Origin of the sequence: Kitasatospora sp. NPDC002227 (genome assembly GCF_040296285.1) — a bacterium.
GTDB lineage: Bacteria > Actinomycetota > Actinomycetes > Streptomycetales > Streptomycetaceae > Kitasatospora.
Window position 1 is genome coordinate 50,253 of sequence record NZ_JBEOWY010000018.1, and the last position, 26,124, is coordinate 76,376.

A 26,124-nucleotide genomic window follows, 5' to 3' on the forward strand; every position below is an offset into this window, starting at 1 on the left:
GACGGAGACCATGCCGGAGGCCGCTGCGCCGTTCGACGGTACGGGAGTTGATGCTGTGCGGGCCGAGGTGGCCGGGTTCACGGCGGCCGGGGAGCAGCTGGCGCGCCGGCTGGCCGAGCGGGCAGCCGCGGCCGGGGTGGCCGCGCCCGGGGTGGCCGTGCTCGGGGCGGCGGATCTGCTGCGGCCCGAGGGCGGCGACGAGTCGCGACAGCGGGCCGTGGTGCACCTGAGCGCGCAGTCGGTGCTGGTCGGCCCCTGGGGCGGCGCCCAGGGGCAGCGGGCCTGCGGCACCTGCCTGGCGATGCGCTGGCAGCGGCTGCGCAGCCGCACCGAGCGGGAGGCGCTGGAGACGGGGGCGCAGGCCACCCTGGTCGGGCCCGACTGGCCGCTGCTGCCCGAGTGGGTGGTGGACGCCGTCTGGCAGCTGTACCGGCTGGCGAGCGCGGCCGGTGAGCGGCCGGGCCTGTCGCAGGTGTCCCGGCTGGACCTGGAGACGCTGCGGGTGCAGACCGTGCCGCTGCTCGCCGAGCCGCTCTGCCCGGACTGCGGGCGCGCGCCCCAGGAGCCCTCGTACGAGCTGACCTCCCGCCCCAAGCCGGGGCCCGGCACCTACCGGCTGCGCAGCGCCGCCTCCTACCCGCTGCCCGCCGAGGCGCTGGCCAACCCGGTCTGCGGCGCGCTCGGCGCGGGCACCTGGCTCGACGTCACCTCGCCGACCACCGCGCCGGTGGCGGGCAGCGTCTTCATGCGCGGCTACGCCGGGCTGACCGACGTCACCTGGAGCGGGCAGGCCAACTCCTTCCGGGCCAGCCGCGATCTGGCCTTCCTGGAGGGCCTGGAGCGCTACGCGGGCACCCACCGCCGGTCCACCGCACCGCTGTTGGTGGACTCGTACCACAACCTGGGCGAGGAGCACGCGCTCGACCCGCGCGACTGCGGCCTGTACGCGCCGCAGACCTACCGGGACGACCCGATGCTCGCCCCCTTCGACCCGGACCGGCCGATCCCCTGGGTGCGCGGCTGGTCGCTGCGCGAAGGCCGCGAGGTGTTCGTCCCGGCCCGGCTGGTGCACTACAGCGCCGGGACGGCGGCCGACAACTTCGTCTTCGAGTGCTCCAACGGCTGCGCCATCGGCAGCTGCCTGGAGGAGGCCGTCCTGTTCGGCCTGCTCGAACTCATCGAGCGGGACGCCTTCCTGCTCGGCTGGTACGGCAACGCCACGCTGCCCGAGCTTGCCCTGGACGCCTGCGGGAGCGGCGCCCTGCGGGCGATGCTGGACCGGGCCGCGCTGCGCGGCTACGACGTGCGGGCCTTCGACAACCGGGTGGACCTCGCCGTGCCGGTGGTCACCGCCCTGGCCGTCCGGCGGGACGGCGGCCCCGGCACGCTGGCCTTCGCGGCGGCGGCCGGCTTCGACCCGGAGAGCACCATCGAGGGCGCGGTCAGCGAGATCCTCACCTACCTGCCGCACCTGCCCGGCCAGGTGGCCGAGCGCCCGGCCGAACTCGCCGCGATGGCCCGGAACTTCGACCTGGTCCGCCGCCTGCCCGACCATGCCGCGCTGTTCGGGCTGCCCGAGATGGCCCACCACGCGCGCAGCTACCTGGAGCCGGTGGCCCCCGCCCGGCCCCCGGCCGAACTGTACGCGGACTGGGAGCGGGCCCGGCCGCGCACCGGTGACCTGCTGGACGACCTGCGGTACTGCCGCGACCAGCTGGTCGGCGCCGGGCACGATGTGATCGTGGTCGACCAGACCTCGCCCGAGCAGCGGCAGTCGGGCCTGCGGACGGTCTGCACCCTGGTGCCCGGCCTGCTGCCGATCGACTTCGGCTGGACCCGCCAGCGGGCCCTGCGCCTGCCCCGGCTGCGCACCGCGCTGCGCCGCGGCGGTCTGCGCGACAGCGAGCTGACGGATAATCAATTCCGGCTGGTTCCGCACCCGTTCCCGTGACAGCACGGTGCCCTCCGCCCGGCCGGGCGGAGGGCACCGTGGTACGCCTGAGGTCAGGCGCAGCAGCTGGTGGTGCTGGTGGTGCTGGAGCAGGTCGAGGTGGAGGAGCAGCTGGTGGAGGAGCCCAGCATGACCTCGCTGGTGTCGGAGTAGTCGCTGATCTCGAAGGTCTCCGACTCGAGGTTCAGGATCTCCTCGGCGAGGGAGGCAAGGGTCTTGTCCATGGGGACTCCTTCGGGGCGCAGGGAGCGCACCGGCCGCGACGGCCAGGCACCGTGAGCTCGGCAGGGGTGGCCCCCTACCGGCCACCAGTTCTACCCCCGGCTCCTGGCCGCGGCCGGTGCGCTCCGCTGACACCTCACTGACCACCCGACCACCCGACCGCTTCACCGCTTTCGACCGAGGAGCCCGATGAGCACCCCCGCCGCCCTGAAACGGGCCGCCGCCCACTACCTGGACCTGCATGCCCACCCCGAACTCTCCGGCGCCGAGCAGCGCACCGCCGCGAGCTTCGCCGAGCAGCTGTCGGCCGCCGGGTACGCGGTGACCACCGGCATCGGCGGGCACGGCGTGGCGGCCGTGCTGCGCAACGGCCCCGGGCCCGTGGTGGCACTGCGCGCCGAGCTGGACGCCCTGCCGGTCGCCGAGCGCACCGGCCTGCCGTACGCGAGCACGGCCACCGCCGCTCTGTCCGACGGCCGTGCGGTGCCGGTGATGCACGCCTGCGGCCACGACATGCACCTGGCCTGCGCGGCCGCGGCGGCCGCCGAACTGGCGGAGAGCAGGCAGCGCTGGCGCGGCACCCTGCTGGTGATCGGCCAGCCGGCCGAGGAGACCCTGCGGGGCGCGCGGGCGATGCTCGCGGACGGTCTCTACGAGCGGACGGCGGCGCCCTCGGTGGTGCTGGCCCAGCACACCGTGCCGCTGCCCGCCGGGATGCTCGCCCACGCGCAGGGCGTGGTGACGGCCGGCAGCCGGACGCTGCGGGTGGTGCTGCACGGCCGGGGCGGGCACGCGGCGGCGCCGCAGCCGGCCTCGAGCCCACTGTCGGCGGCGGCGCGGCTGGTACCGCGCCTGGAGGAGCTCAACCGGCCCGGGGTGGTGGTCACCGTCGCCTCGCTGCAGGCGGGCGACGGCTCGGCCAACGTGGTCCCGGACCGGGCGGTGCTCACGGTGACGGTCCGGGCCTTCGAGGAGGGGGAGTTGGCGCGGATGGAGGCCCGGATCAGGACGGTGGTGGCAGGTGCGTCCGTCGAGGAGCTCTCCCGCTCCGGCGTCAACCGGCCCGACCCCGGGCTGGCCGAGGCCGTCCGGGACGCGCACCTGAAGCTGCTCGGGCCCGAGCGGGTCGCCGGGTGGCCGCCGCTGACGGCCACCGAGGACTTCCCGCTGTTCGGCCCGGACGGCTTCGAGCTGCACGGGGTCACCGGCATCCGCACCGCCTACTGGCTGCTCGGCATGGTCGGCCCCGACCAGTGGGCCGCCACCCCGGGCCCCGGCCCCGCCGAGAAGCTCGCCGCCCTCCCCGCCAACCACTCACCCGAGTTCCGCCCGCACCTGGGCCTCACCCTCCGTACCGGCGTCGCCGCGCTGCACACGGCGGCCCTGGCCTGTCTGGACCGGCCTTGACGGTCTGTTCAGAGATCGCGCCGAGCTTGGCAGTGTGTGCGTTGCCGCGGCGCCCGGCCGGGGATAGCGTGCCCGCACCTGGGAACGAGCGAAGGCAGGTCTGACGTGGCCGTGTCCACCCCCGTCAACGGCGGTGTGTCCTTCTGGCACGCCGCGCTGGGCCGCCTTGTCGAGCGGCCGGCCCTGGACGGATCCGTCGAGGTCGACGTCGCCGTGGTCGGTGGGGGGTACACCGGGCTGTGGGCGGCCTACTACCTCAAGCAGGCCGATCCCTCGCTGCGCGTCGCCGTCCTGGAGCAGCGGTTCTGCGGGTACGGCGCCTCGGGGCGCAACGGCGGCTGGCTGTACAACGGGTTCGCCGGCCGGGGCGTGTTCGCCAGGCGGCACGGCAAGGACCGGGCCGTGGCGATGCAGCGGGCGATGAACGACTCGGTGGCCGAGGTGCTGCGGGTCTGCGACGCCGAGGGCATCGACGCCGACCAGGTGCAGGGCGGCGTCCTGGAGGTGGCCCGCACCCCCGCGCAGGTGCTGCGCCTGGACGCGTTCGTGGCCGACGAACACGCCTTCGGGGAGACCGAGGTGCAGCGCCTCGGCGCCGCGGAGGCGGCCGAGCGGATCGGGGTCGACGGCGCCCTCGCGGCGAGCTGGACCCCGCACGGCGCCCGGATCCAGCCGGCCAAGCTGGTGCGCGGCCTGGCCGAGGCCGCCGAGCGGCTCGGCGTCGAGATCTACGAGCGGACCACCGTCACCGAGATCCTGCCCGCCACCGGTACGGCGCCCGCGCGGGCGCTCACGTCCGGCGGCGAGGTGCGGGCCCGGTACGTGCTGCGCTGCACGGAGGGCTTCACCGCGAACCTGCGGGGCGAGAAGCGCTCCTGGCTGCCGATGAACTCCTCGATGATCGTGACCGAGCCGCTGCCCGCCTCCTTCTGGGCGGCCGTCGGCTGGGAGGGCCGGGACACCCTCGGGGACTTCGCGCACGCCTACATGTACGCGCAGCGCACGGCGGACGACCGGATCGCGCTCGGCGGCCGGGGCGTGCCGTACCGCTTCGGCTCCCGGACGGACCACGACGGCTCCACGCCGCAGCGCACGGTCGACCAGCTGACCGAGATCCTCACCCGGTTCTTCCCGGCGGCGCGCGGCGCGGCGGTCGAGCACGCCTGGTCGGGCGTGCTCGGGGTGCCGCGCGACTGGTGCAGCACCGTCGCGCTGGACCGGGCGACCGGCCTGGGCTGGGCCGGCGGCTACGTCGGCAGCGGCGTCACCACCACCAACCTCGCCGGGCGGACCCTGCGGGACTTGGTGCTCGAGCGCCCGACCGAGCTCACCGGGCTGCCCTGGGTGGACCACACCGTCCGCCGCTGGGAGATCGAGCCGCTGCGCTGGCTCGGCGTGCACGGCCTCTACGCCGCCTACCACCTGGCCGACGCCCACGAACGCGGCGCCCGCGCCCGGACCTCCCCGGTGGCCCTGGTCGCGGACGCCGTCTCCGGTCGGCACTAGGGCCGGATCTAGGGCGACGGGTCCTCCTCCGCCGTCCCGTTGCCGGGCAGCAGGCCGAGGGCGTCGAGGAGCAGCCGGCAGTCCTGGGCGTCGCGCGCGTAGGTGGCCACGGCCAGCCGGGCCCTGCTCACGACCTCCTCGGGCCCGAGGTCACCGGCCAGACCGTACTCGTCGCCCAGGGTCTGGAGGTCACGGTTGACCTGCGTCATGATCGGACACCGCCCTTCTGACGGACATAACCGACTTTTCAGGCTACTGCGACGGTCAGGCTACTGCGTCGGCCGCCGGTGCCGCCCAACACGCCCAAGATCGATTCACTCACCGTGACCGGCATGCACTGTCGGTAGTCTCCGTGCTGCTGACCGCACCCCCACGCCGCCGAGGCCGGAGCCGCCCATCATGACGACCGATCACGCCACGCCGGAAGCCCGGAGGGGTGCGGCGGCGCGGCTCTTCGACGCCCTTGGTCTGGAGTACGAGCGGGCCTACGGCCGGCTTCCCGGGCAACTCGCCGCGCTGGACTGGCTGGCGGCCCGGCTGCCGGAGCGCGCGCGGGTGCTGGACGTGGGTTCGGGCACCGGTCGGCCGACTGCCGAGCGGCTGGCCGCGGCGGGTTGCCGGGTGACGGGTTGCGACGTGTCGGCCGTCATGGTCGAGCTCGCCAGGGCCCGGGTGCCCGGCGCCGTCTTCGAGTTGGCCGACGTCCGGGAGCTGCCCGACACCCCGGGGCAGTGGGATGCGGTCACCGCGTTCTTCCCGCTGCTGCAGATGCCCCGGGCCGACGTCGAGCACACCCTCGACCGGATCGCCGACTGGCTGGCCCCCGGCGGGCTCTTCGTCCTCGCCACCGTCCCCTTCGACGGGGAGGACGCGGAGGTGGCCTGGCTGGACCGGCGGGTGCGCTGCACCAGCTTCCCGGCCGAGCTGTACCCCAAGCTGCTGGAGGCCGCCGGCCTGGACGTGGTCCGGGTCCGGTCCGGGGTGTTCCGCCCCGACTTCCCCGGTGCGGGGGAGGAGGAGCACCTGTACCTCCACGCGGTCAAGCCCGGGGTGCCGGGCTCCTGAGGCGGCGGAGGGTGGTGCGGTGGCCGTGCGGCGGGGCTGCCGGTTTGAGCATGTCATCCGGGCTGGTGTACGTTCACGGTCGGGAAAACTACTGGCTCTAGTTTTAGGAGTCGGGGTGGGGTTCCGGCGGCTGACTGCAGCGCCGGGAAAGGCTTTTGACCATTCATCAGGCGTGCCGGCCGACGGCGGACTTCGGCCGGCGCCCTGTCTCCCCCGCCCGCTCCTCGGCCTTGCCGGTGGTGGTCCCTCCCTGCCCGCCTTTCGCCGAAGGTGACCCTCCGTATGAACAAGCGCACCCTCGCGCTCACCGCGCTCTCCGCCGTTGCCGCACTCTCGCTCAGCGCCTGCGGTCCGACCGATCCGACCCCGCCCGCCGTCAGCGTGGACGCCGCCGCCGAAGGTCCGGCAGTCACTCTGGTGGCGCCGGTCGCCGACTCCTCCTCGCCGGCCGCCACCGAGCGTCCGGCCGTCCCGGCCGTCCCGGCCGTCCCGCCCGCCGGTGCGCCGAGCGCCAAGGCCGCACCCGTGCCGTCCGCCAGCCCGTCCGCCAGCCCGTCGGGCAGCCCGTCCGGCAGCCCGGCCAAGGCGAACGCGGCCGCCGGCCCGGCCCTCAGGCTGGCCTCCTACGACCGGGGGTCCGGCACCGCCGTGCTCGCCGTCGCCCGGCCGGCCAAGGGGGCCCCGAGCCCGTCCGCCTCCGCCGCGGCCGTGGCCGCCGTCCGGCCCGGCCAGCTGATCGACAGCCCGCCGACCGCGGCCGCCCCGCACGGCGCGCTGCTGGCGGTCACCGAGGTCAGGCCGGCCGGTGCGGGCAAGGTGAAGGTGCGCACGCGCCCGGCCACCATCTCCGAACTGCTCGGCGACACCTGGGCGGACATCAGGACGGCCCTCGACCCGCACAAGATCCAGGTCACCCCCAAGCTCAAGGACCTGAAGGCCTCCTACGTCCCGAAGCCGGGCGGTGGCGGCGACGGCACCGCCTCGGCGGTGCTGCAGCTGGACGCGAACGACAGCATCCCGCTGCCCGGCGGTGCCAAGGCCACGCTCGACGGTTCGCTGGAGCTGGACCCGAGCGTGCTCTTCTCCTACCGGGGCACCCACGGTGTCCTGGCCGCCGAGCAGGCCGAGGTCGGCTTCGACCTCGGCGCCCACGCCAACTGGCACCTGACCGCCGCGCTCTCCGGCGCCACCGGCCCGGTCAAGTTCCCGATCGCCACCCTGACCGCCACGCCGACCGTCATGGTCGGCCAGCTGCCGGTGGTGATCACCCTCAACCTGACCGTCTACGCCCAGGTCAGCGCGGACGGTGCGGTCACCGTCGACACCACCCAGAGCTATGACGGCGAGTGGGGCATCCACGCCGACTACACCCGGGGCAGCGGCTGGACCAGCGGCACCGGGCCCGTGCGCACCGAGATCTCCCCGCTCAAGGCGAGCTTCTCCGGCACGGCCGCCGTACGCAGCAGCCTGGTGGCCGACGGCTCGGTGGCGCTCTGCGACTCCGTGGGCCTGAAGGCCACCGTCGAGCCGTACCTGCGGGCGGCGGTGGACGGTTCGGTGAAGATCGACTCCAGTGCGGGGAAGCCCGTGGTCGAGGGCAAGGCCGGTCTCTACGCCGGGCTCTCGGTGAACGGCGCCGTGATGGCGCGGATCGCGATCCTCGGCACCCCGCTGATCGAGAAGGACCTCCCGCTCAAGTCCTTCGCGCAGGAGTGGCCGCTGCTGACCACGTCCTGACGCGGGTACGGCGGAGTCCGCCTGTCCGGACGGACAGGCGGACTCCGTGGGGCAGGCCGTGGTCCGGCCGAGGGCGGCTGTTCAGCCGACGGTGACGGTGAACGGGCCGGCCAGCGGGGTGTAGCCGTCGTTGGCGAGGTAGTAGGCGTCGTACTTGCCGGCGCCGTTCAGCTTGCCGGTGGAGAAGGTGACGGCGCCGCTCTGGTTCGGGGTGTAGTTCCAGGTCAGCGAGGACTGCGCGCCCGGCTTGACGCCGGCCGGGTAGAGGCCGACCCAGTTCTTGGTGCTGACCTGCGAGGTGCTCGGCAGCGCGTAGCGCAGGGTGAAGTTGCCGCCGCCGGTCACCTCCTGCACGTTGCCGGTCAGCGTCGGCGTTGCCGAACCGCTGGGCGCGAAGGCCGCGTTGAGCGGGGTCGCGTAGGTGTCGTTGGCGGTCAGGCCGGGCAGGCCGAGGGCGGCCTCGATGGTGCGGCCGATGCTGTAGTGGTCGTAGTGCGCCGGGCTGCTGGTGCCCGCCGGGACGCTGCCCTGGGAGCCGACGGCGATGGTGGCGACGTGGTTGTAGCTCTCGCTGTTGCTCTCGTCCCAGGTGAGCAGGATCAGCGAGCGCTGCTGGGTCCAGGCCGGGGAGGCCATGATCGGCGCGAGCGTCTGCTTCAGCCAGCCGTCCTGCACCTGGAGGCTGGTGGCGCTGCCGTTGCCCGAGGCCTCGCCGTCGTAGTAGTCGTCGGCCGCGATCCAGGAGAAGTTCGGCGTGGTGGCCGCCGACCGCAGGTCGGTGGTCAGCTGGGTGGTGTCGAACAGGTGCGCCGCGCAGCGGGCCGGATTGCCGCTGATGTCGGTGTAGTTGATGAACGGCGCGTCGTCCGGCTCGTACTTGGCGTCGTACTGGGTGGTGGTGTTGCAGGGTGTGCCCATGCCCTGCTCGTAGGCCTTCCAGCTCTTGCCGGCGTCCTCGAGGGTGTCGCCGAGGTTGCGCTGGGGCGAGTTGATGTTCGGCCAGTAGGTGGCGCCCTTGGTGTAGGTGTCGCCGCCCGCGATCGAGAGGTAGTTCTCGTCGCTCGGGTGGTAGGTGCCGTGGGCGTCGGTGAGGGTGGCGCCCTGGGCCATCAGGCTGTGCATGAACGGCGTGTCGGCCGGGTCGTTCATGATCTGGTTGTAGTCGGTGTTCTCCATCATGATGGTGAACACGTGGTCGTAGCCCGGCACTTGGGAGACCGGCGGGGCGACGGGCGCGGGCGCGGCGACCGGGGTGGAGAGGGTCAGCGAGAGGTTGTCCAGGTAGCCGGTCTCGCTGGTGGTGGAGAGGAACTGCACCTCGACCTGGATGGAGCGGGTGCCGGCGGGGACGGCGCCGGTGGCGGTGCGGGAGAGGAACTTGGTGCCCAGGCCGCGGTCGGTGGCCGAGACGGTGGGCAGCTTGGCGGCGGCGCCGACCGGGCGGCCGGCCCCGTCCTTGAAGTGCAGGCTGACGGCGGCGTACCCGCCGTAGGTGGTCCAACCGCCCAGCCAGCCCGCCAGGTTGTAGCTCACGCCGCCGCCGTCGATGGCCGCGGCCGCCGAGGAGACGTTGACGGTCTGGGTCATCGCGCCGTCGCCGAAGTTACCGGGGGCGAAGAAGGCCCTGCCCGGGGTGTTGCCGTCGCTCGGCAGGCCGAAGGAGCCGACCGACTGGCACATGACGTCGATCCCGCCGGCCTCGACGGTCCAGCCGGGCACGGTGGAGGCCGCGCTCCAGTCGTTGGTGCAGTAGCCGCCCGTCTCGGCGTCGCCGTTGACGATCAGGTTGCCGCTGCCGGCCGTCGCCTGGGCGGGGGCAGCGACGACCAGCGCGCCGAGGAGGGGGAGGGCGGCGATCAGCCCGCCGAAGGAGCTCCGACGCAGTCGCATGGGGGAAACCTCGTCCCGTTGGTGAGGGTGGGATCCATGGCCTCTCGCCATGAACGGGACATGAATATCGGCCGACGGCGTCCAGGGGAAGAACAGCGACCCAACTTGGCTGGACAAGTTCGGAATTGGGTGGCACACGACCGGGCCGACGAGCCTCGCCGGGTAGGCGACCAGCATGGGGTGGGGCCGGCCCCTGGTGCCTTCTCGCGCTGCCCCTGCCCCCGCCCTGAACGGCCGGCGGCACGCGTCGGACGGGCCAGGCGGGGTACGGGGTAAGAGTGCGGGTGAGGAGGCGAGGCGATGCCCGGGACCCCTGCCGTGAAGCCGTTCGACCGGCTGACCGAGGCGGAGCTCGGCAGGCTCCGGCCGGTACGGGCGGAGGACGAGGAGCAGCCGATGCTCGCGACGCTCTCCGACCGGCGCAGCTTCGGCGAGGGCTGGTTGTTCGAGCGGAAGCTGGACGGGGTGCGGGCGCTGGCCGTCCGGGAGGGGGCGCAGGTGCGGCTGCTGTCGCGCAGCGGGCGGCGGCTGAACGACACCTACCCCGAAGTGGTGGCTGCCCTCGCGGCCCAGAGCTGCCCGGACTTCGCCGTGGACGGCGAGATCACCGCCGTCGGGGGCGGTTTCGAGCTGCTCCAGCAGCGCATGCAGCTGACCAGGCCCGAGCGGATCCGCGCCACCGGCGTCGCGGTGCGCTACCACCTGTTCGACCTGCTGCGCCTGGAGGGGCGCGACACCACCGCGCTGGCGCTGCGCACCCGCAAGGCGCTGCTGCGGGCGGCGCTCGAGTTCGGCGCCCCGCTGGTCTACACCCAGCACCGGGTGGGCGGCGACGGCGAGGCGCTGCTGGCCGAGGCCTGCGGGCGCGGCTGGGAGGGGCTGATCGCCAAGCGGGCCGACGCGCGCTACCAGCGCAGGCGGTCCGGGGACTGGCTCAAGCTCAAGTGCGCGGCCGGCCAGGAGCTGGTGATCGGCGGGTTCACCGAGCCGGCCGGCAGCCGGATCGGCTTCGGGGCGCTGCTGGTCGGCCACTTCGAGGGGGAGCGGCTGCGGTACGCCGGCAAGGTCGGCACCGGCTACGACGCGGCGCTGCTACGCCGCCTGCGCGGGCGGCTGGACGAGCTCGAACAGGCCCGCTCGCCGTTCGCCGAGGAGGTCCGGGAGCGGGCGGTGCACTGGGTCCGCCCCGAGCTGGTGGCCCAGATCGGCTTCACCGAGTGGACCGCCGCCGGTCGGCTGCGCCACCCGCGCTTCCTGGGCCTGCGGGAGGACAAGCGGCCCGCCGAGGTGGTCCGGGAGAAGGGCGGGCAGTGATCAGCGCGGCTTGCGGCCCGGCCTGCGGCGGCCCTGGCCGGCGGCGAGGCGGCGGCGGACCACCAGGAGGTCGAACCAGGCGAGGGCGGTGAAGCCCACGCAGACCGAGGCGAGCACGAGGTAGGTGTCCCGGTTCGGCTCGGGGCCGTTGCCGGCCCGGGCGGCCAGGACCAGGAGGCCGGCGGCCCCGCCGAGGAAGAGCGTCGGGAGGATCCACGACAGCAGGCGGCGCAGCTCGAGGTCCGAGCGGGCGGTGACCGGCTCGGTGCCGCGGCGGAGTGGCCCCTGCGGCCGCAGCTGCGGCGTGGTCAGGCCGGGCCCCTGCGGCGTGTGCGGGTAGTCGTGGCGCTCGCCCGCGGGGTGCGGGCTGCGGCGGATGCCGGGTCTGCGTCGAACGGCCATGGCGGCCCCCAGGTGTCAGGTACGGCGCCTACCCGCGCGGGTCGGCGCCACACCTGGTCAGCCGCCGTCCACGGCCGCCACGGCCCGCACCAGCGGGGCGAGCTCCGGGTGCCGGGCGGCCTCGGCGAGGGCCTCCTGCAGGGCGGCGTCGTTGGTCGGCCGGGCCTCCTCCAGGAGCTGCAGGCCGGTCTCGGTGACGTTGGTGTAGATGCCACGCCGGTCGGTGGGGCAGAGGTAGCGGGCCAGCAGGCCGCGGTCCTCCAGCCGGGTGACCAGCCGGGTGGTGGCGCTCTGGCTGAGCACCACGGCGTCGGCGACCTGCTTCATCTGCAGGTGGCCGCCCTCCCCGTCGTGCTGGCGGCTGAGCACGTCGAGCAGCGAGTACTCCCGCACGCTCAGGTCGTGCCCGGCCTGCAGGGCGCGTTCGACCCGCGCCTCGATCCGGCCGTGCAGCAGCGAGAGCGCGGCCCAGCCGTTGGCGAGGGCGGTCAGGGCCGGGTCGGTCGCGGTCATGGGTCCGGTTCTCCTTCCGGTTCGTGGCGCTCCCCAGGATACGGCGCCGGACGGGCTACCGGCCAGAGGCGGCATTGAGCATCAGCTGATTGCCAGCGTTTGCAATTATCGCGCGTCTGCAACTATTGTCGGAGCTCGTAAGGCGCACAAGCAAACGTACGGAGGGCAGTCTCATGCCTCTCGCGCTCCTCGCTCTGGCCATCGGGGCCTTCGGCATCGGTACCACCGAGTTCGTGGTCATGGGCCTGCTGCCGCAGATCGCCGGTGACTACGGCGTGTCGATCCCCACCGCCGGTCTGCTGGTCACCGGCTACGCGATCGGCGTCGTGGTCGGCGCCCCGCTGATGACGGTGCTCGGCACCCGGATCAGCCGCAAGACCATGCTGATGCTCCTGATGGGCCTGTTCACCGTCGGCAACCTGCTCTCCGCGGTGGCGCCGAGCTTCGGCCTGATGGTGGCCGGGCGGATCGTCGCCTCGCTGGCGCACGGCGCGTTCTTCGGCATCGGGTCGGTGGTCGCCGCCGAGCTGGTGGCCCCGGACCGGAAGGCCGGGGCGATCGCCACCATGTTCACCGGACTGACGGTGGCCAACATCGTCGGCGTCCCGCTGGGCACCTTCATCGGGCAGGCCGTGGGCTGGCGGGCCACCTTCGCCGCCGTGGCCGCGCTCGGCGTGGTCGGCCTGCTCGGCATCGCCAGGCTGGTGCCCGAGCTGCCGCGCCAGCAGGGTGCCCACCTGCGCCGCGAGCTGACCGCCTTCCGCAACCCGCAGGTGCTGCTGGCGATGGCGATGACCGTGCTCGGCTTCGGCGGCGTGTTCGCCGCGATCACCTACATCGCCCCGATGATGACCCAGGTCGCCAGGTACTCCGAGGGGGCCGTCACCTGGCTGCTGGTGCTGTTCGGCACCGGCATGTTCCTGGGCAACCTGCTCGGCGGCCGGTACGCCGACCGCAGGCTGATGCCGATGCTGTACGTCTCGCTCGGCGGCCTCGCCCTGGTGCTCGGACTGTTCACCGTCACCGCGCACAGCAAGGTCCTGGCCGCCGTCACCGTCCTGCTGGTGGGCGGGCTCGGCTTCGCCACCGTGCCGCCGCTGCAGAAGCGGGTGCTCGACCAGGCGCACGGCGCCCCCACACTGGCCTCCGCCGTCAACATCGGGGCGTTCAACCTCGGCAACGCGCTGGCCGCCTGGCTCGGCGGCACGGTCATCACGGCCGGCCTCGGCTGGACCGCCCCCAGCTGGGTGGGCGCGCTGCTCGCCGCCGCCGCGCTCGTCCTCGCCCTGTGGTCCGCCGCGCTGGAGCGCCGCGCGCCGGCCGCCGCCCTGGCCGCACTGGCGGGCTGACCGTCCGCACCCGGACCAGTTCGGCTGATACACCGTCAGGTCGGCCGCCAGCTGACATGGCGGAAGCCGAAGTTACGTACCGTCGAACCGAGCTGTGCCGGGAGGTCCGCCGACTTCCCGGCACGACCCGCCGTCTCCGAGGAGGACTCGCCATGGCAGTTCAGCACCCCGCATTAGCCCGCCTCGCACCTGCGGCGGGCCGCCTCACCCTCGGCATCGAGATGCCGCTCGACAACGACCTGGGCGAGGGGACCCGCCGCCGCCTCCAGGAGCAGGGCCGCCCGTCCGGCATCCCGGACCTGGCCGAGCACGTCAAGCGCGCCCAACTCGCCGACCGGCTCGGCTTCAAGGCCCTCTGGCTGCGCGACGTCCCGCTGTTCGACCCGCTGCAGTTCGGCGACGCCGGGACGGTCTTCGAGATCTTCACCCACCTCGGCCACCTGGCCGCCACCACCGAGCAGGCCGTGCTCGCCACCGCCGCCGTGGTGCTGCCGCTGCGTGAGCCGCTGCTTGTCGCCAAGGCAGCGGCCACCGTGGACGCGCTGTCCGGCGGCCGGATGCTGCTCGGCCTGGCCAGCGGCGACCGGGCGGTGGAGTACCCGCTGTTCGGCCGCGACCACGCGAAGCGCGGGGAGGCCTTCCGGGAGGGCGTCGCGACGCTGCGCGCCGCCTGGCAGCGCGGGCCGCTGGAGCTCCCGGCCGCCGGTCTGGAGCGGGACAGGCTGCTCGAGGTGCTGCCGAAGCCGGTGCGCCCGGCGGGCATCCCGCTGGCCGTCGCGGGGGCCGCCCAGCAGTCCACCGAGTGGATCGCCGAGAACGTCGACGCCTCGCTCAACTACCCGCGCGATCTGGGCGCGTTGGGCCTGAAGACGCGCCAGTGGCGCGAGGTCGCGGGAGACAAGCCGTACCTCACCCCGCTGATGCTGGCCCTCCAGGAGGACCCGGACGCCCCGGTCACCCCGATCCGGCTCGGCATCAGCGCCGGGCGCAACACCCTGGTCGAGCACCTGGGCGCGATGGCCGGGCTCGGCGTCGCCCACGTCTTCCTCAACTTCCGCACCAACGACCGCCCGGTCGAGGAGATGCTGCACGAAGTCGCCGAAGAGGTGCTCCCGCACTTCCACGACTGAGTCACAGCCGACCGCCGTTGCCGCCCCCGTCGAGCGGCAACGGCGTCGCCGAGCTCAGCCGTTGACGGTGACCGGGCCGTGGAACTCGTCGGCCGCACAGCCGTCGGTGCCCGGGCCGAGCAGGACCGGGCCGGTGGTGGCGTCGACGGTGACCGGGCCGTGCAGGGCGGAGCCGCAGACGCTCACGGCCAGGGCGCCGTCGGCCGCGAGCGGGCCGTGCAGCTGGGCGCCGAGCAGGGCGAGTGCGCCGCCCGGGCGGACGGCGACCGGGCCGTTCTGCAGTCCGGTGACGCAGAGGGCTTGGCCGGCCTCGACGACCAGCGGGCCGTGGTGGGCGCCGGTCAGGCACGGAGTGCTGAAGCCGACGGTGACGGAGGCGGCGGCGCTGCTCGGCGCGAAGGCCGGATCGCCGCCGTAGCCGGCGGTGAACGGGTGGGCGCCGGGCTGGAGCACGGGCGAGGTCCAGACCGCCCGGCCGTCCGTGAGCGGGACGGTGGCGCCGTCGGAGAAGGTCGCCGTGCCGCTGGGTGCGCCGCCGGGGCTGGTCACGGTGGCGGTGAGGGTGACCGGGTGCCCGAACAGCGGGGTGGCGGTGTCGGCGGTCAGTGTGACGGTGGTGTCGTAGCGGAAGGAGACCACCGCCCGCCCGTTGCCGTGGTTGACGCCCTGGAGCAGCGCCGCTCCGGTGGCCGTGGGCGCGGCCCAGCTGCTGCCACCGCCGCCGCCCGCGCCGTACAGGTTGCCCGGGTTGCCGCCGCCCGAGCCGCCACCGCCGCCGTACCAGCCGCCGCCGCCCCCGCCTCCGCCGTTGCCGCCCCGGGCGCCGTTGCCGCCGGAGCCGCCGCTGCCCGGGTTGTAGGCGCCGGTCCACATGTCGTAGTCGCCGCCGGGAGTGCCGGGGCCGCCGAGGGCGGAGTTGGGGCTGCCGGTGCCGGGAGCGCTCCCGCTGCCGCCGCCACCGGCCACGCCGGAGCCGTCCGGCCCGCCGCCCTGACCGCCCGGCTGGGCCGCCGCGCCGCCCCCGTCGCCGCCGCGCAGCAGCGGTCCGCCGTTGCCGGCGCCCCCGCCGCCACCGGCCACCAGCACCCGGTCGGCCGCCCCGAAGGCCCCCACTCGCAGGTCGGAGGCCCCGCCGCCCGAGCCGCCGCCCCCGTGCGCCCCGCCGCCGCCGGAGCCGTGCCCGAAGCCGCCGGGCCGGGCGAACTCCCCGTGCCGCGAGCTGCCGGGCACCCCGGCCGCCCCCAGGGTCAGCTGCAGCACCTGGCCGGGGGTGACGGCCAGCGTCGCCCGGGTCTCGCCGCCGAGCCCGCCGGGGGCGCCGTCGTTCGGCGGGTTGGGCGCGACGTACCCGGCGGCGCTGCCGCCCTCGGCCCCGAACAGGTCGACGCTGACGGAGCTCACCCCGGCCGGGACGGTGAAGGTGTCCGTGCCGGGCGCGGTGTAGCTGCAACTGGTGGTGGAGGGAACGCCGTTGCCGCAGGGCGAGTCGGCCGAGGCCGAGGCCGAGGCGGGCACCAGCGCGGCGGTGAGCAGGCCGGTGGTGCCGGCCAGGGCGAGGGTACGGGTCAGACGGTGCATGGGAGTTGCTGCTTTCGGGGGAGGGGCTTTCCGGGGATCAGACGCCGTCGTTGGCGCAGAGCGCCCAGGCGTCCGAGTAGTTGGCCGAGGAGCCGGCGCCGCCCGTGTGGGTGTACGCCGTCCAGTAGGAGGAGGTGGTGGCGCCGTCGGAGACCGGGCTGCCGCCGGAGTCGCTCGGGTAGCTGCCGTTCAGGTGGTCACCGCCCGAGCCCGGGCCGGTGAAGTCGGTTCCGGTCAGGTTGCCCGCGCTGATCGCCGCGCCGCCGCTGACCAGCTTGCCGTCGCCGCCGCCGCAGCCGACCGTCACCGTCTGTCCGGTGGTGGCCGCGTTCGGACCGCTCGCCTCGCTGCGCCGCACCGTCACGGTCGCGCCGCTGACGTTGATGCCGGAGCCGCTGCAGATCGCGTACGCGTAGGTCTCGTTGGAGGTGCCGCCACCGCCGCCGTTCCAGCCCACGGCCGCCCAGGAGTCCGGGTCGGTCGCGCCGTCGGCGGCGGCCTTCAGGCCGTAGTCGTGGGCGGCGTCGGCGAAGGTCGGGTAGCTCGCGATCGGCTTCAGGCTGCCCACGTCGGCCGGGGTGGTCCGGGCCCCGCCGCCGAGCAGCCGGGTGCCGGACGGGCAGGTGGCCACCACGACCAGGGGGGTGGAGGCCGCACTCGGTCCGGCCGCCTTGTTCATCACCACCTGGGTGTGGGTGATCAGGCTGCTGGTGAGGCAGACGGCGTACGGGGTGGTGGAGAAGGAGGCGTTGACCGCGCCGCCGCTGCCGCCGACGGCCAGCCAGTGCGTGACGTCGGTGCCCACCACGCCGGTGGAGCCGAGGTACTCGGTGGAGCCGTCGGAGCTGGGCTCGGTGCCGTTGACGTGGTTGCCGTTGGACGAAGTCCCGGTGCCGATGGCCTGGTTGATGCCGCCGCCGGAGACCAGCCCGCTCGCGCAGTCCGCGTGGGTGGAGATCTCGGCGAAGGTCGAGGCGGGCCCGGCGGTGGCGCCGGGGGTCTTCACCGTCACGGCGACGGAGTTGGCGTAGGCACTGCCCGGGAGCACGAGCACCAGCCCGAGGGCGAGCGCCTTGGCCGCTGTGGCGAGTCGAACTGTACGGAGGGACATGAGGGTTGGGCCTTTCCGAGCGGGAGGTGAGGGCGCTGGACAGCCTCTCGGGGGACCCGTCGGTAGGCCATTGGCGATCCGCACGGCGCTCCGGCGGCCCGGTTGGGTGGTCGTACAGGCTGGTTGATCATCCAACCCCGGGCCCGGCCAGCTGGTGCGGGCGACCACTCGTAGTGGCCGGTCGGGCGTTGCTTCAATCGCCATGTCGATCTGTCGAGGACGGTAGGTGGTGGCACGTGGACCTGAACACGGTGGTGGAGCTGTGCGACGCGCGGCAGCGCGGCACCTGGCGGCCGGGGGACGCCTGGCTCGGCGGCGGCACGTACCTGTTCTCCGAGCCCCAGCCGCAACTGCGGCGGCTGATCGACCTGAGCCGGATGGGCTGGGAGCCGGTGCGGCAGACGCCGGCCGGTGATCTGGAGATCGCGGCGACCTGCACCATCGCCCAGCTCTCCCGCCACGGCCGGCAGGCGGGTTGGCAGGCGGCGCCGCTGTTCGAGCAGTGCTGCCGGGCCTTCCTGGCCTCCTGGAAGATCTGGCACCTGGCCACCGTCGGCGGCAACCTCTGCAACGGCCTGCCGGCCGGGCCGATGATCTCGCTGACCGCCGCGCTGGACGGCGTCTGCACCCTGCTCGCCCAGAGCGGTGAAGTCCGCCGGGTGCCGGTCAGGGAGTTCGTGACCGGCGCCGGGGTCAAGGACCTGCGGCCCGGTGAGTTGCTGCGCGCGGTCACCCTGCCGGCCCGGGCACTGGAGAGCCGCACCGCCTTCCGGCAGGCCTCGCTCTACGGCCTCGGCCGCTCCGGCGCACTGCTGATCGGCGCCCGCGACCCGATCGACGGCGAGTTCGCCCTCACCGTCACGGCCTCGACCGTCCGGCCGGTGCAACTGCGTTTCGCGGTGCCGCCGAACGCCGAGGCGCTGCGCGAGGCGCTCGAGTACGGCATCCGGCCGCAGGAGTACTTCGACGACATCCACGGACTCCCCGCCTGGCGGCGGCACATGACCTTCCGCCTCGCCGAGGAGATCCGCCGCGAACTGGTCGAGGAGGCCGGGCGATGAGCATCACGGTGAACGGCGAGGAGTTCGACACCGAGCCGAGGGCCGGGCAGTGCCTGCGCACCTATCTGCGCGAGCGCGGCTGGTTCGGCGTGAAGAAGGGCTGCGACGCGGGGGACTGCGGCGCCTGCACCGTGCAGGTCGACGGCGAGCCGGTGCACAGCTGCCTCTACCCGGCGCGCCGGGCCGAGGGCCGGTCGGTGACCACGGTCGAGGGGCTCGCCAAGGACGGTGAACTCCACCCCGTGCAGCAGCAGTTCCTCGACGCGCAGGGCTTCCAGTGCGGCTTCTGCACGGCGGGCATGCTGATGACCAGCTCCGCCTTCACCCCCGAGCACCTCGCCGACCTGCCCCGGGCCTTGAAGGGAAACCTGTGCCGCTGCACCGGGTACCGGGCGATCGAGGACGCCGTCCGGGGAGTGCGGCACACCGAGGAGCCCGCGGCCGGCCAGGCCGTCGGCCGCAGCCTCGGCGCACCGGCCGGCCCGCAGGTGGTCACCGGCACCGCCCGGTACACCTTCGACCTCGAGGTGGACGGCCTGCTGCACCTCAAACTGCTGCGCTCCCCGCACCCGCACGCCCGGATCGTCTCGATCGACACCTCCGCCGCCGAGCGCCTCCCCGGGGTCCACCTGGTGCTCACCCACCACGACGCCCCCGAGCGGCTCTACTCCTCCGCCCGTCACGAGCACCCCACCGAGGACCCGGACGACACCCGCGTGCTGGACGACGTGGTCCGCTTCGTCGGCCAGCGCGTGGCCGCAGTCGTCGCTGACAGCGAGGCGGCCGCCGAGGAGGGCTGCCGCCGGATCGTGGTCGAGTACGAGCAACTCCCGCACGTGCTCGACCCGGAGGAGGCGATGGCCCCCGGCGCGCCGGTGCTCCACCCCAAGGGTCCCGAGGCGCGGATCGCGCGGGCCGGGCGGAACGTCTGCGGCGAGGTGCACGGGGAGCTCGGCAGCGTCGAACAGGGCTTCGCCGAGGCCGATTCGGTGTACGAGGAGACCTTCCGCACCCAGCGGGTCCAGCACGCCAGTCTGGAGACCCACGGCTGCCTGGTGTACTTCGAGGAGGAGGGCCGGATGGTGGTCCGCTCCTCCACCCAGGTGCCCTTCCTCACCCGGCGGGCCCTGTGCGCGCTGTACGACCTGCCGAAGGAGCAGGTGCGGGTGGTGGCCGGCCGGGTCGGCGGCGGGTTCGGCGGCAAGCAGGAGATGCTGGTCGAGGACATCGCGGTGCTGGCCGCGCTGCGCCTGCGGCGGCCGGTGAAGCTGGAGTTCACCCGGGCCGAGCAGTTCTACGGCGCCACCACCCGGCACCCGTTCACCGTCACGGTCAAGGCGGGCGCCCGGCGGGACGGCACGCTCACGGCGCTGCAGTTCCGGGTGGTGGCCAACACCGGCGCGTACGGCAACCACGGGCCCGCCGTGATGTTCCACAGCGTCGGCGAGTCGATGGGCGTCTACCGGGTGCCGAACAAGAAGGTGGAGGCGTACTCCGTCTACACCAACTGCGTACCGGCGGGCGCCTTCCGGGGCTACGGGCTCGGCCAGGTGACCTTCGCGGTGGAGCAGGCGATGGACGAGCTGGCCCGGCAACTCGGTGTCGACCCGCTGGAGTTCCGGGAGAAGAACGTGATCGGGCCCGGGGAGCACATGCTCAGCCCCGGCGGCGAGGAGGAGGATCTGCACATCGCCTCCTACGGGCTCGACCAGTGCCTGCAGGTGGTCCGCGACGCGCTCGCCGAGGACCGCAGCGCCGAACTCGCCCCGGCGGGCTGGCTGGTGGGGCAGGGCTTCGCGATGTCGATGATCGCCACCGGCCCGCCCGGCGGCCACTACGCCGATGCGACGGTCTCGCTGCTGGCGGACGGCACGTACGACATCGCGGTGGGCACCGCCGAGTTCGGCAACGGCACCACCACCGTGCACCAGCAGATCACCGCCGGGGCGCTGGGCACCACGGTCGACCGGATCGCCGTCTGGCAGTCCGACACCGACGTGGTGCGGCACGACACCGGCGCGTTCGGCTCGGCGGGCACGGTGGTGGCGGGCAAGGCGGTGATGAAGGCCGCCAATGCGCTGGCCGAGCAGCTGCTCTCCTTCGCCGCCGAGTACGCCCGGGTGCCGCGCAGCCACCTGCGGCTCACCGCCGAGGCGGTGGAGGCGGACGGGCGGGTGGTCACGCTCAAGGAGCTGCACGAGGCGGCGGCCACGCGGGGCGTGGAGCTGGCCGGAGCCGGCCACTGGGGCGGTTCGCCCCGGTCGGTGGCCTTCAACTCGCAGTGGTTCCGGATCGCGGTGGACCCGGACAGCGGCGAGATCCGGATCCTGCGCAGCGTGCACGGCGCGGACGCGGGCAAGGTGATGAACCCGCTGCAGTGCCGGGGCCAGGTGGAGGGCGGGGTGGCGCAGGCGCTCGGCGCGACGCTGTTCGAGCGGGTGCTGGTGGACGGGCGCGGGGAGGTCACCACGGCGGCCTTCCGGCGCTACCGGCTGCCGGCCTTCGCGGACGTGCCGCGTACCGAGGTGCACTTCATGCGGACCTCGGACGCGATCGGCCCGCTCGGTGCCAAGTCGATGAGCGAGAGTCCGTTCAACCCCGTCGCCCCGGCGTTCGCCAACGCGCTGCGGGACGCCACCGGGATCCGCTTCACCGGGACGCCGTTCCTGCGCGACCAGGTCTGGCTGGCCCTCGACCAGCACCGGCGGGCCGGGCGCCACTGTGGGGAGCACCGGAGTGACGGGCCGCGCCACCAGGGCGCTTGGGGTGATCAAACAAGAGGGGAACAGGGTTGAGAGCCTTGCATTTACGATGCCTGACAGGCGCAAGCCATGGCATGCGCGACAAGGTGCCGCGTGCGGAGCACAGCGTGTCGGAAGGGCAAGGAGCACAACGTGATCGTCTCGGACCTGCTGGAGCTGGACGACCTCCACCTGGAGGTCGGCTGGGCGGCGCCCCACCTGCTCGACCGCGAGGTGACCGGTGTGACCTCCACCGACCTGCAGGACCCGGCGCGCTACCTGCAGCCCGGCGAACTGGTGCTCAGCGGCCTGGTCTGGTGGCGGCCCGAGGACGGCCAGGCCGCGCTGCGCTTCGCCAACGCGCTGCGGATCGCCTCGGTCGCGGCGCTGCTCGCGGGCGAGGGCACCCACGGCAGCGTGCCGCCGGAACTGGTGGACGCCTGCCGCCGGCACGGCGTCCCGCTGCTCGCCGTCCCGTCCGGGACCAGCTTCCGGGCCGTCACCGACCGGGTCTACCTGCGGCTCTGGGGTGGTCTGCAGGCCGACGCCGAGGGGCAGGCGGCGCTCCCGGCGGCCGTGCGGCGCACGCTGGCCCAGCTGATCGGTGCCCAGGCCCCGCTGGGCGAGCTGCTCGAACGGGCGGTGGCCGACCTCGGCCTGCCCGACTGCTCGCTCACCACCGGCTCCGGGCGGCTGCTCGCGGCCTCCGCCGCCGAGGCGGCCGCGACGGCCACGACGGCCGCCGCCCCCGTGCAGGTCGGGCCGGCGGGTGACTCGCCGTTCGAGGGGTGGCACCTCACCCCGCACACCGAGCCGGGCCCGGCCGCCGTCGCCATGGTGCACGGCCTGGCCGAACTCCTCGCCCCGCTCGCCGTCCGGGCCCGCGCGGCGGCCACCGCGCGGCGCGGGACGGCCGCGCGGCTGGTCACCCTGCTGGGCGCGGGCGCGGCGGCGGAGGCCGAACGGGAGCTGGCCCGTGCGGGCCTGCCGACGGGGGAGCCGCTCACCGCGGCCGCCGCCCGGATCCCGGGCGCGCCGGAGGGCTGGGCGGTGGCCGCCCTCGCCGAGGCGCTCGGCGAGCTGCCGTTCCTGGCCACCGCGGACGGGCCGGAGGGGGCGGTGGCCCTGGTGGCGGCACCGGAGGAGACGGTGGCGGCGGCCCTGCGCGCCGTCCTGCCCCGGCTCGAGGCCCGGCTTGGCGGCGGGCGGCGGCTGCGGCTGGGCCTCGGGCCGACCGTCGCGCCGGTGGCCGCCGAGCTGCGGGCGGCACTGGTCCAGGCCCGCTACGTCCTGCACGGCCAGCCGCCCGGGGCGGTCGGCCGCTGCGCGGAGATCAACTCGCTGGCGGCGCTGCTCCGCGGCGTCCCCGCCGAGCTCACCACCGTCTTCCGCGACCGCCTGCTCGCCCCGCTGATCGAGCACGACCGGGCCAACCCGGTCTCCCTGCTCGCCACCCTCGACGCCTTCCTGCACCACAGCGCCTCCTGGTCCCGGACGGCCGAGGCGCTCCACATCCACGTCAACACGGTGCACTACCGGATCAAGCGCATCGAGGAACTGACCGGCCGCAATCTCCTGAGGCTGGAGGACCGGCTCGACCTCTGGGCGGCGCTGCGCTGCGGGCAGGCGTCCTGACGCCCGCTCAGGGTGAGCTCACGCAGCGGTCGAAGCTGCTGACGGTCATTCCGTCGTGCCGGACGGTGAAGTGGATGGTCTCGTGGGTGGTCACCTTGGTGCCGTCGGAGTAGGTCGCGGTGGTGACCCCCACGGCGGTCTCGCCGGCCGCGCCGATCTGGGAGAAGTGGAAGGTGCTGCGGCCCTCGAAGGTCCCGCTGACCGTGGGCAGTGAGGCGTCGAGCGGGGTCCCGGTGAAGGAGGCGTCGACGGTCCCCCGGTCGTGCAGGGTCTGGCCCGAGTTGGTCACCAGCACGTCGGTGAAGGTGACGTTCTGCGTCTGGTCGTAGAGCGGCCCGCCGCCGCAGCTCACCGGGCCCTCGACGGTGAATGTGCCGGTGAAGGTCTCGGTGTCGTGCTGGGCCGGGGCGGCCGCCGCGGTGCCGACCGTACCGGCGGCGACCAGGAAGGCGACGGCGAGGAAGCGGGTGAGTGTGGTTTTCAACAGTCTCACTCCTCGGATGGAACGAGTGAGTCGTTCGCGTACGCTCCTTCACTTCAGGTTGACCCCGTTCCCGGCTCCTGTAAACACCTGGTCGGGGCAGGTGCCGGCGCAGCTACTTGACATTGCCGAGTACCGGGGACAGTCTGGTAGTCGTGACCTCCAGCCATGACCCGCAACTGCTCAAAGGCGTCCTCTCGCTCCTCCTGCTGCACCTGCTGGCGGAGCAGGAGTCGTACGGGTACGAGGTGGTCCAGCGCCTCCAGGGGGCCGGCTTCGCCGACGTCCTGGAGGGCACCGTGTACCCCGCGCTGGCCCGGCTCGAACGGGAGGGACGGCTGGCCTCCCGGCTGGTCGCCTCCTCCAGTGGTCCGGCGCGTAAGTACTACCGGTTGACCGACGCCGGGCACGAGGCCCTGGCCGCCGGTGCCGACGGCTGGGCCCGGCACGTCGCCGGAGTCGAGGCCGTCCTGTCCCGCCCCCTGTCCGCCGCACCGCAGAAGGGCTCCTGACATGCCGAAGACCGTCTCCTGGTACGACCGGCTGCGCCTCGAGTGGGTCGTCTGGTCGCTCGACCAGCGCCTCTACGACCTGCCGAGCCGTACCCGGATCGCCCACCGGCGCGAGGTCCGCGCCAACCTGCTGACGGCCGCGGCGGAGGTCGGCGCCGCCGAGGCGCGGCGCCGCCTCGGCAGTGCCCGGGAGCTGGCCGCGCGGTACCGGGACGCCGAGTTCGGCGAGGGCCCGCGGCACTCGTGGTGGGCCGCCGCGCTCTTCGCGCTCACCACGCCGCTGGTCCTCAACTTCTTCCTGAGCGAGGCGGCCAACGCCTACGAGCAGGCCATCACCGCCACGGGTGCTGACGGCAGCTACACCTGGGGCGGCGTCACCTGGCTCCAGAGCCCGCTGACGTTCGTCCTGCGCCACGGTCAGGCCACCCACGCCGGCGGGGCGTACACGCCGCTGACCTACGTCCTGCTGGCCGCCGGAACGATCGCCTGCGGCCGCCTGTGGCGCGCCCTGCCCCGCCGGCGCGCTCCGCGCCCGGCCACGCCGGCGGCGGCCTGACCCGGCTGGCCCGGGGTCCGTCTTCAAACCCCCGTCTGCGGGCCGACGCCGGGGCACGCGCCCTCCTTGCCCGCCATCGGGCAGGAGGGGCCCTTCGACGGCTTCTCCTCAGTCGCCGATGCTCCGCATGGACTTCCTCGTCGGCGCCGCCGATGCACGCGCCCCAATGCCGCCCCGCCCGCCCTCCGGGCGGACGACGGGGGTTTGAAGACGGACCCTGGTCGCGAGAGCCCCCGCACCCCGGCCACCGGGGTGCGGGGGCTCGGTGCGCCGGTCAGTGGGCGAGCAGGTACTTGGTCGCCGGGGAGCCCGGGTAGTAGGTGCTGCAGTCGTAGTTGGTGGTGGTGGAGGTGTAGGTCCAGCCGGCCGGGGCCCAGCAGGCCCAGAGGCCGTTGGCGGGGATGCGGTTGCGGTAGCTGGTGGCGGGGACGCCGGACTGGGTGCTGCAGGCGGAGGAGAACGTGACCAGGTCGTAGGTCCAGCCGGGCTTGACGGTACAGGCGGTCATGCCGTCGGTGGCGTTGCGCAGGCGGTAGCTGGCGGCCTGCGGGGCGATGCCGGCGCAGGCGGTGCCCATCTGGACGTAGTCGTAGACGAAGCCGTCGACGGGGGTGCAGGCCATCACGCCGTCGGCGGGAGTGCGCAGGTGGAAGACGGTGGAGGTCCAGCTGGCGCCGCCGCTGCACTGGCGGGTCTGCTGCTCCTGGTCGTAGGTGTAGCCGGACGGGACGCTGCAGGCCCAGGTGTTGTCGAGGCCGGCGGCCTGCGCCGAGCCGGCCGGTGCGACGGTGAGGCCGGCGAAGAGCAGCGCAGTGGCCGCCGCCAGGGCGGAGGTGGTGCGCCCGACGAGGCGGGTGATCCGGCGCAGTGGACTCATGGTGGACATGGGTCTCCCTAGGAACGCGGTCGCTACGGCTGGCGACCACCGAGAATGATCACGCGGTCACATGATCGCCGTTTTTGTAGCACGGTTTCCGCACAATATGACAGGCCGTCAGAAGTGTGTACCCGTACGTTCGTCCGGATCCGGACCCCGCCGATCGGCGGGCCGTTCCGCCGCCCCACCGGGCCCAGCCGGAGTGATCCACTGCCAGATTGGCCGAAATGCGAACGGGTCGTCAGCTCGCGCGTACCGGGGTGACGACGGGACGCCCGTCGGGGTCGGTGGTCACCGAGACGCGGGCGCCGTAGACCCGGGCGATCAGCTCCTGGGTGACCACCTCGGCGGGCCGTCCGCCCGCCTTGACCCGCCCTTGGTGCAGCAGCACCAGGCGGTCCGCGTACTGGGCGGCGGTGGTCAGGTCGTGCAGGGTGGTGAGCACCGTCAGCCCACGGGTGCGGCGCAGCTCGTCGACCAGGTCGAGGACTTGCTGCTGGTGCCCGAGATCGAGCGCCGAGGTGGGTTCGTCGAGCAGCAGCAGCCGGGGCTCCTGGGCCAGCGCCCGGGCCAGCGCGGCGCGTTGGCGTTCGCCGCCGGAGAGCGCGGCCAGCCGGCGGCCGGCGTAGTGCGCGAGGTCGAGCGCGTCGAGCGTGGCGGCGACGGTGTGCCGGTCCTGCGAGCCGGGGGCGGCGAGGTAGCCCAGGTGCGGGGTCCGGCCGAGCAGGACGTACTCCTGGACGGTCATGTCCGGTGGGAGCACGGGGTGCTGCGGCACGTAGCCGATCAGCCGGGCGCGCTGGCGGGCGCGCAGCCGGGTGACTTCGGTGCCGTGGACGTGCACCGTGCCGCGGTGCGGGAGCAGGCCGGCGACGGCGCGCAGCAGGGTCGACTTGCCCGCGCCGTTGGGGCCGATCAGGGCCAGCCAGCCGCCGGGGCCGACGGAGCATGACACCCCGTGCACGACCGGGGTGCGGTCGAGGTCGACCTCGACCCCGGCGAGCTGGAGGCCGCTCACGTGCGCACCGCGCGGGTGGAGCGCAGGATCCAGACGAACAGCGGCGAGCCGATCAGTGCCGTGACCAC

Annotated in this window: 23 protein-coding genes; 13 read left to right on the forward strand and 10 right to left on the reverse strand. The window is 74.2% G+C overall.

Going from position 1 to position 26,124, the window contains the following annotated elements; genetic code table 11:
* The first annotated feature begins 10 nt into the window (after window positions 1–10).
* Complete coding sequence (locus ABT095_RS18385; RefSeq protein WP_502884922.1) at window positions 11–1,951, forward strand: TOMM precursor leader peptide-binding protein; 1,941 nt, start codon at window positions 11–13, stop codon at window positions 1,949–1,951.
* Window positions 1,952–2,004: 53 nt separating this feature from the next.
* On the opposite strand, the gene ABT095_RS18390 is transcribed toward ABT095_RS18385, so the two are convergent.
* A complete protein-coding gene (locus ABT095_RS18390; protein ID WP_350530471.1) occupies window positions 2,005–2,175 on the reverse strand; it encodes a thiazolylpeptide-type bacteriocin in 171 nt (56 codons plus the stop codon).
* Window positions 2,176–2,362: 187 nt separating this feature from the next.
* Here ABT095_RS18390 and ABT095_RS18395 point away from each other — a divergent pair, with 187 nt between their 5' ends.
* Both ABT095_RS18395 and ABT095_RS18400 read left to right on the forward strand, forming a co-directional pair.
* Window positions 2,363–3,580 carry an amidohydrolase gene (locus tag ABT095_RS18395; RefSeq protein ID WP_350530472.1) on the forward strand — a complete coding sequence of 406 codons (1,218 nt, stop codon included), beginning with the start codon at window positions 2,363–2,365 and terminating at the stop codon, window positions 3,578–3,580.
* 105 nt (window positions 3,581–3,685) lie between these two features.
* The gene (locus ABT095_RS18400) at window positions 3,686–5,086 is read left to right on the forward strand and encodes an NAD(P)/FAD-dependent oxidoreductase (protein WP_350530473.1); all 1,401 of its coding nucleotides are present in this window, start codon (window positions 3,686–3,688) and stop codon (window positions 5,084–5,086) included.
* An 8-nt stretch (window positions 5,087–5,094) separates the two neighbouring features.
* Here ABT095_RS18400 and ABT095_RS18405 read toward each other — a convergent pair whose 3' ends face one another.
* On the reverse strand, window positions 5,095–5,295 hold the full coding sequence (locus tag ABT095_RS18405; RefSeq protein ID WP_350530474.1) for a hypothetical protein: 201 nt from the start codon (window positions 5,293–5,295) through the stop codon (window positions 5,095–5,097).
* Window positions 5,296–5,485: 190 nt separating this feature from the next.
* On the opposite strand from ABT095_RS18405, the gene ABT095_RS18410 reads away from it, so the two are divergent.
* Together ABT095_RS18410 and ABT095_RS18415 are read left to right on the forward strand one after the other, a co-directional pair.
* Window positions 5,486–6,151: a class I SAM-dependent methyltransferase gene (locus ABT095_RS18410; protein ID WP_350530475.1), complete on the forward strand. Its 666-nt coding sequence runs from the start codon at window positions 5,486–5,488 to the stop codon at window positions 6,149–6,151.
* Between the two features lie 282 nt (window positions 6,152–6,433).
* Window positions 6,434–7,888 carry a hypothetical protein gene (locus ABT095_RS18415; protein WP_350530476.1) on the forward strand — a complete coding sequence of 485 codons (1,455 nt, stop codon included), beginning with the start codon at window positions 6,434–6,436 and terminating at the stop codon, window positions 7,886–7,888.
* Window positions 7,889–7,969: 81 nt separating this feature from the next.
* Here the strand turns inward: ABT095_RS18415 and ABT095_RS18420 are convergent, their stop codons facing one another.
* Window positions 7,970–9,778, reverse strand: coding sequence for an alkaline phosphatase family protein (locus ABT095_RS18420; RefSeq protein ID WP_350530477.1), 1,809 nt, complete (start codon window positions 9,776–9,778; stop codon window positions 7,970–7,972).
* 300 nt (window positions 9,779–10,078) lie between these two features.
* Between ABT095_RS18420 and ligD the strand changes: the two genes are divergently transcribed.
* Window positions 10,079–11,092, forward strand: a complete 1,014-nt coding sequence (gene ligD / locus ABT095_RS18425; protein ID WP_502884918.1) for a non-homologous end-joining DNA ligase — start codon at window positions 10,079–10,081, stop codon at window positions 11,090–11,092.
* Here ligD and ABT095_RS18430 read toward each other — a convergent pair whose 3' ends face one another.
* Entirely contained in the window at window positions 11,093–11,494 is a 402-nt protein-coding gene (locus tag ABT095_RS18430) for a hypothetical protein (RefSeq protein WP_350530478.1), read from the reverse strand. It lies immediately after the preceding gene.
* A gap of 57 nt (window positions 11,495–11,551) precedes the next feature.
* Window positions 11,552–12,007, reverse strand: a complete 456-nt coding sequence (locus ABT095_RS18435) for a MarR family winged helix-turn-helix transcriptional regulator (protein ID WP_350530479.1) — start codon at window positions 12,005–12,007, stop codon at window positions 11,552–11,554.
* 173 nt (window positions 12,008–12,180) lie between these two features.
* On the opposite strand from ABT095_RS18435, the gene ABT095_RS18440 reads away from it, so the two are divergent.
* Together ABT095_RS18440 and ABT095_RS18445 are read left to right on the forward strand one after the other, a co-directional pair.
* The gene (locus ABT095_RS18440) at window positions 12,181–13,356 is read left to right on the forward strand and encodes an MFS transporter (protein ID WP_350530480.1); all 1,176 of its coding nucleotides are present in this window, start codon (window positions 12,181–12,183) and stop codon (window positions 13,354–13,356) included.
* Window positions 13,357–13,508: 152 nt separating this feature from the next.
* Window positions 13,509–14,486 (forward strand): TIGR03571 family LLM class oxidoreductase, encoded by a 978-nt coding sequence (locus ABT095_RS18445; RefSeq protein ID WP_350530481.1) that lies wholly within the window; start codon window positions 13,509–13,511, stop codon window positions 14,484–14,486.
* A 54-nt stretch (window positions 14,487–14,540) separates the two neighbouring features.
* On the opposite strand, the gene ABT095_RS18450 is transcribed toward ABT095_RS18445, so the two are convergent.
* Both ABT095_RS18450 and ABT095_RS18455 read right to left on the reverse strand, forming a co-directional pair.
* The gene (locus ABT095_RS18450; protein ID WP_350530482.1) at window positions 14,541–16,064 is read right to left on the reverse strand and encodes an Ig-like domain-containing protein; all 1,524 of its coding nucleotides are present in this window, start codon (window positions 16,062–16,064) and stop codon (window positions 14,541–14,543) included.
* 37 nt (window positions 16,065–16,101) lie between these two features.
* Window positions 16,102–17,175, reverse strand: a complete 1,074-nt coding sequence (locus ABT095_RS18455) for a hypothetical protein (RefSeq protein ID WP_350530483.1) — start codon at window positions 17,173–17,175, stop codon at window positions 16,102–16,104.
* A 236-nt stretch (window positions 17,176–17,411) separates the two neighbouring features.
* On the opposite strand from ABT095_RS18455, the gene ABT095_RS18460 reads away from it, so the two are divergent.
* The 3 genes from ABT095_RS18460 to ABT095_RS18470 all read left to right on the forward strand — a co-directional run bounded on the left by ABT095_RS18460 (window position 17,412) and on the right by ABT095_RS18470 (window position 22,612).
* The gene (locus ABT095_RS18460; RefSeq protein WP_350530484.1) at window positions 17,412–18,236 is read left to right on the forward strand and encodes an FAD binding domain-containing protein; all 825 of its coding nucleotides are present in this window, start codon (window positions 17,412–17,414) and stop codon (window positions 18,234–18,236) included.
* A complete protein-coding gene (locus tag ABT095_RS18465; protein ID WP_350530485.1) occupies window positions 18,233–21,031 on the forward strand; it encodes a molybdopterin-dependent oxidoreductase in 2,799 nt (932 codons plus the stop codon). The genes ABT095_RS18460 and ABT095_RS18465 overlap by 4 nt, the downstream gene beginning before the upstream one ends.
* Window positions 21,032–21,130: 99 nt before the next feature.
* A complete protein-coding gene (locus ABT095_RS18470; RefSeq protein WP_350530486.1) occupies window positions 21,131–22,612 on the forward strand; it encodes a PucR family transcriptional regulator in 1,482 nt (493 codons plus the stop codon).
* Between the two features lie 7 nt (window positions 22,613–22,619).
* On the opposite strand, the gene ABT095_RS18475 is transcribed toward ABT095_RS18470, so the two are convergent.
* Complete coding sequence (locus ABT095_RS18475; RefSeq protein ID WP_350530487.1) at window positions 22,620–23,096, reverse strand: hypothetical protein; 477 nt, start codon at window positions 23,094–23,096, stop codon at window positions 22,620–22,622.
* Between the two features lie 152 nt (window positions 23,097–23,248).
* Between ABT095_RS18475 and ABT095_RS18480 the strand changes: the two genes are divergently transcribed.
* Both ABT095_RS18480 and ABT095_RS18485 read left to right on the forward strand, forming a co-directional pair.
* Entirely contained in the window at window positions 23,249–23,605 is a 357-nt protein-coding gene (locus ABT095_RS18480; protein ID WP_350530488.1) for a PadR family transcriptional regulator, read from the forward strand.
* 1 nt (window position 23,606) lies between these two features.
* Window positions 23,607–24,161: a hypothetical protein gene (locus ABT095_RS18485; RefSeq protein WP_350530489.1), complete on the forward strand. Its 555-nt coding sequence runs from the start codon at window positions 23,607–23,609 to the stop codon at window positions 24,159–24,161.
* Window positions 24,162–24,435: 274 nt separating this feature from the next.
* Here ABT095_RS18485 and ABT095_RS18490 read toward each other — a convergent pair whose 3' ends face one another.
* Window positions 24,436–25,047, reverse strand: a complete 612-nt coding sequence (locus tag ABT095_RS18490; RefSeq protein WP_350530490.1) for a hypothetical protein — start codon at window positions 25,045–25,047, stop codon at window positions 24,436–24,438.
* Between the two features lie 232 nt (window positions 25,048–25,279).
* Window positions 25,280–26,056 carry an ABC transporter ATP-binding protein gene (locus ABT095_RS18495; protein ID WP_350530491.1) on the reverse strand — a complete coding sequence of 259 codons (777 nt, stop codon included), beginning with the start codon at window positions 26,054–26,056 and terminating at the stop codon, window positions 25,280–25,282.
* Between the last annotated feature and the right edge of the window lie 68 nt (window positions 26,057–26,124).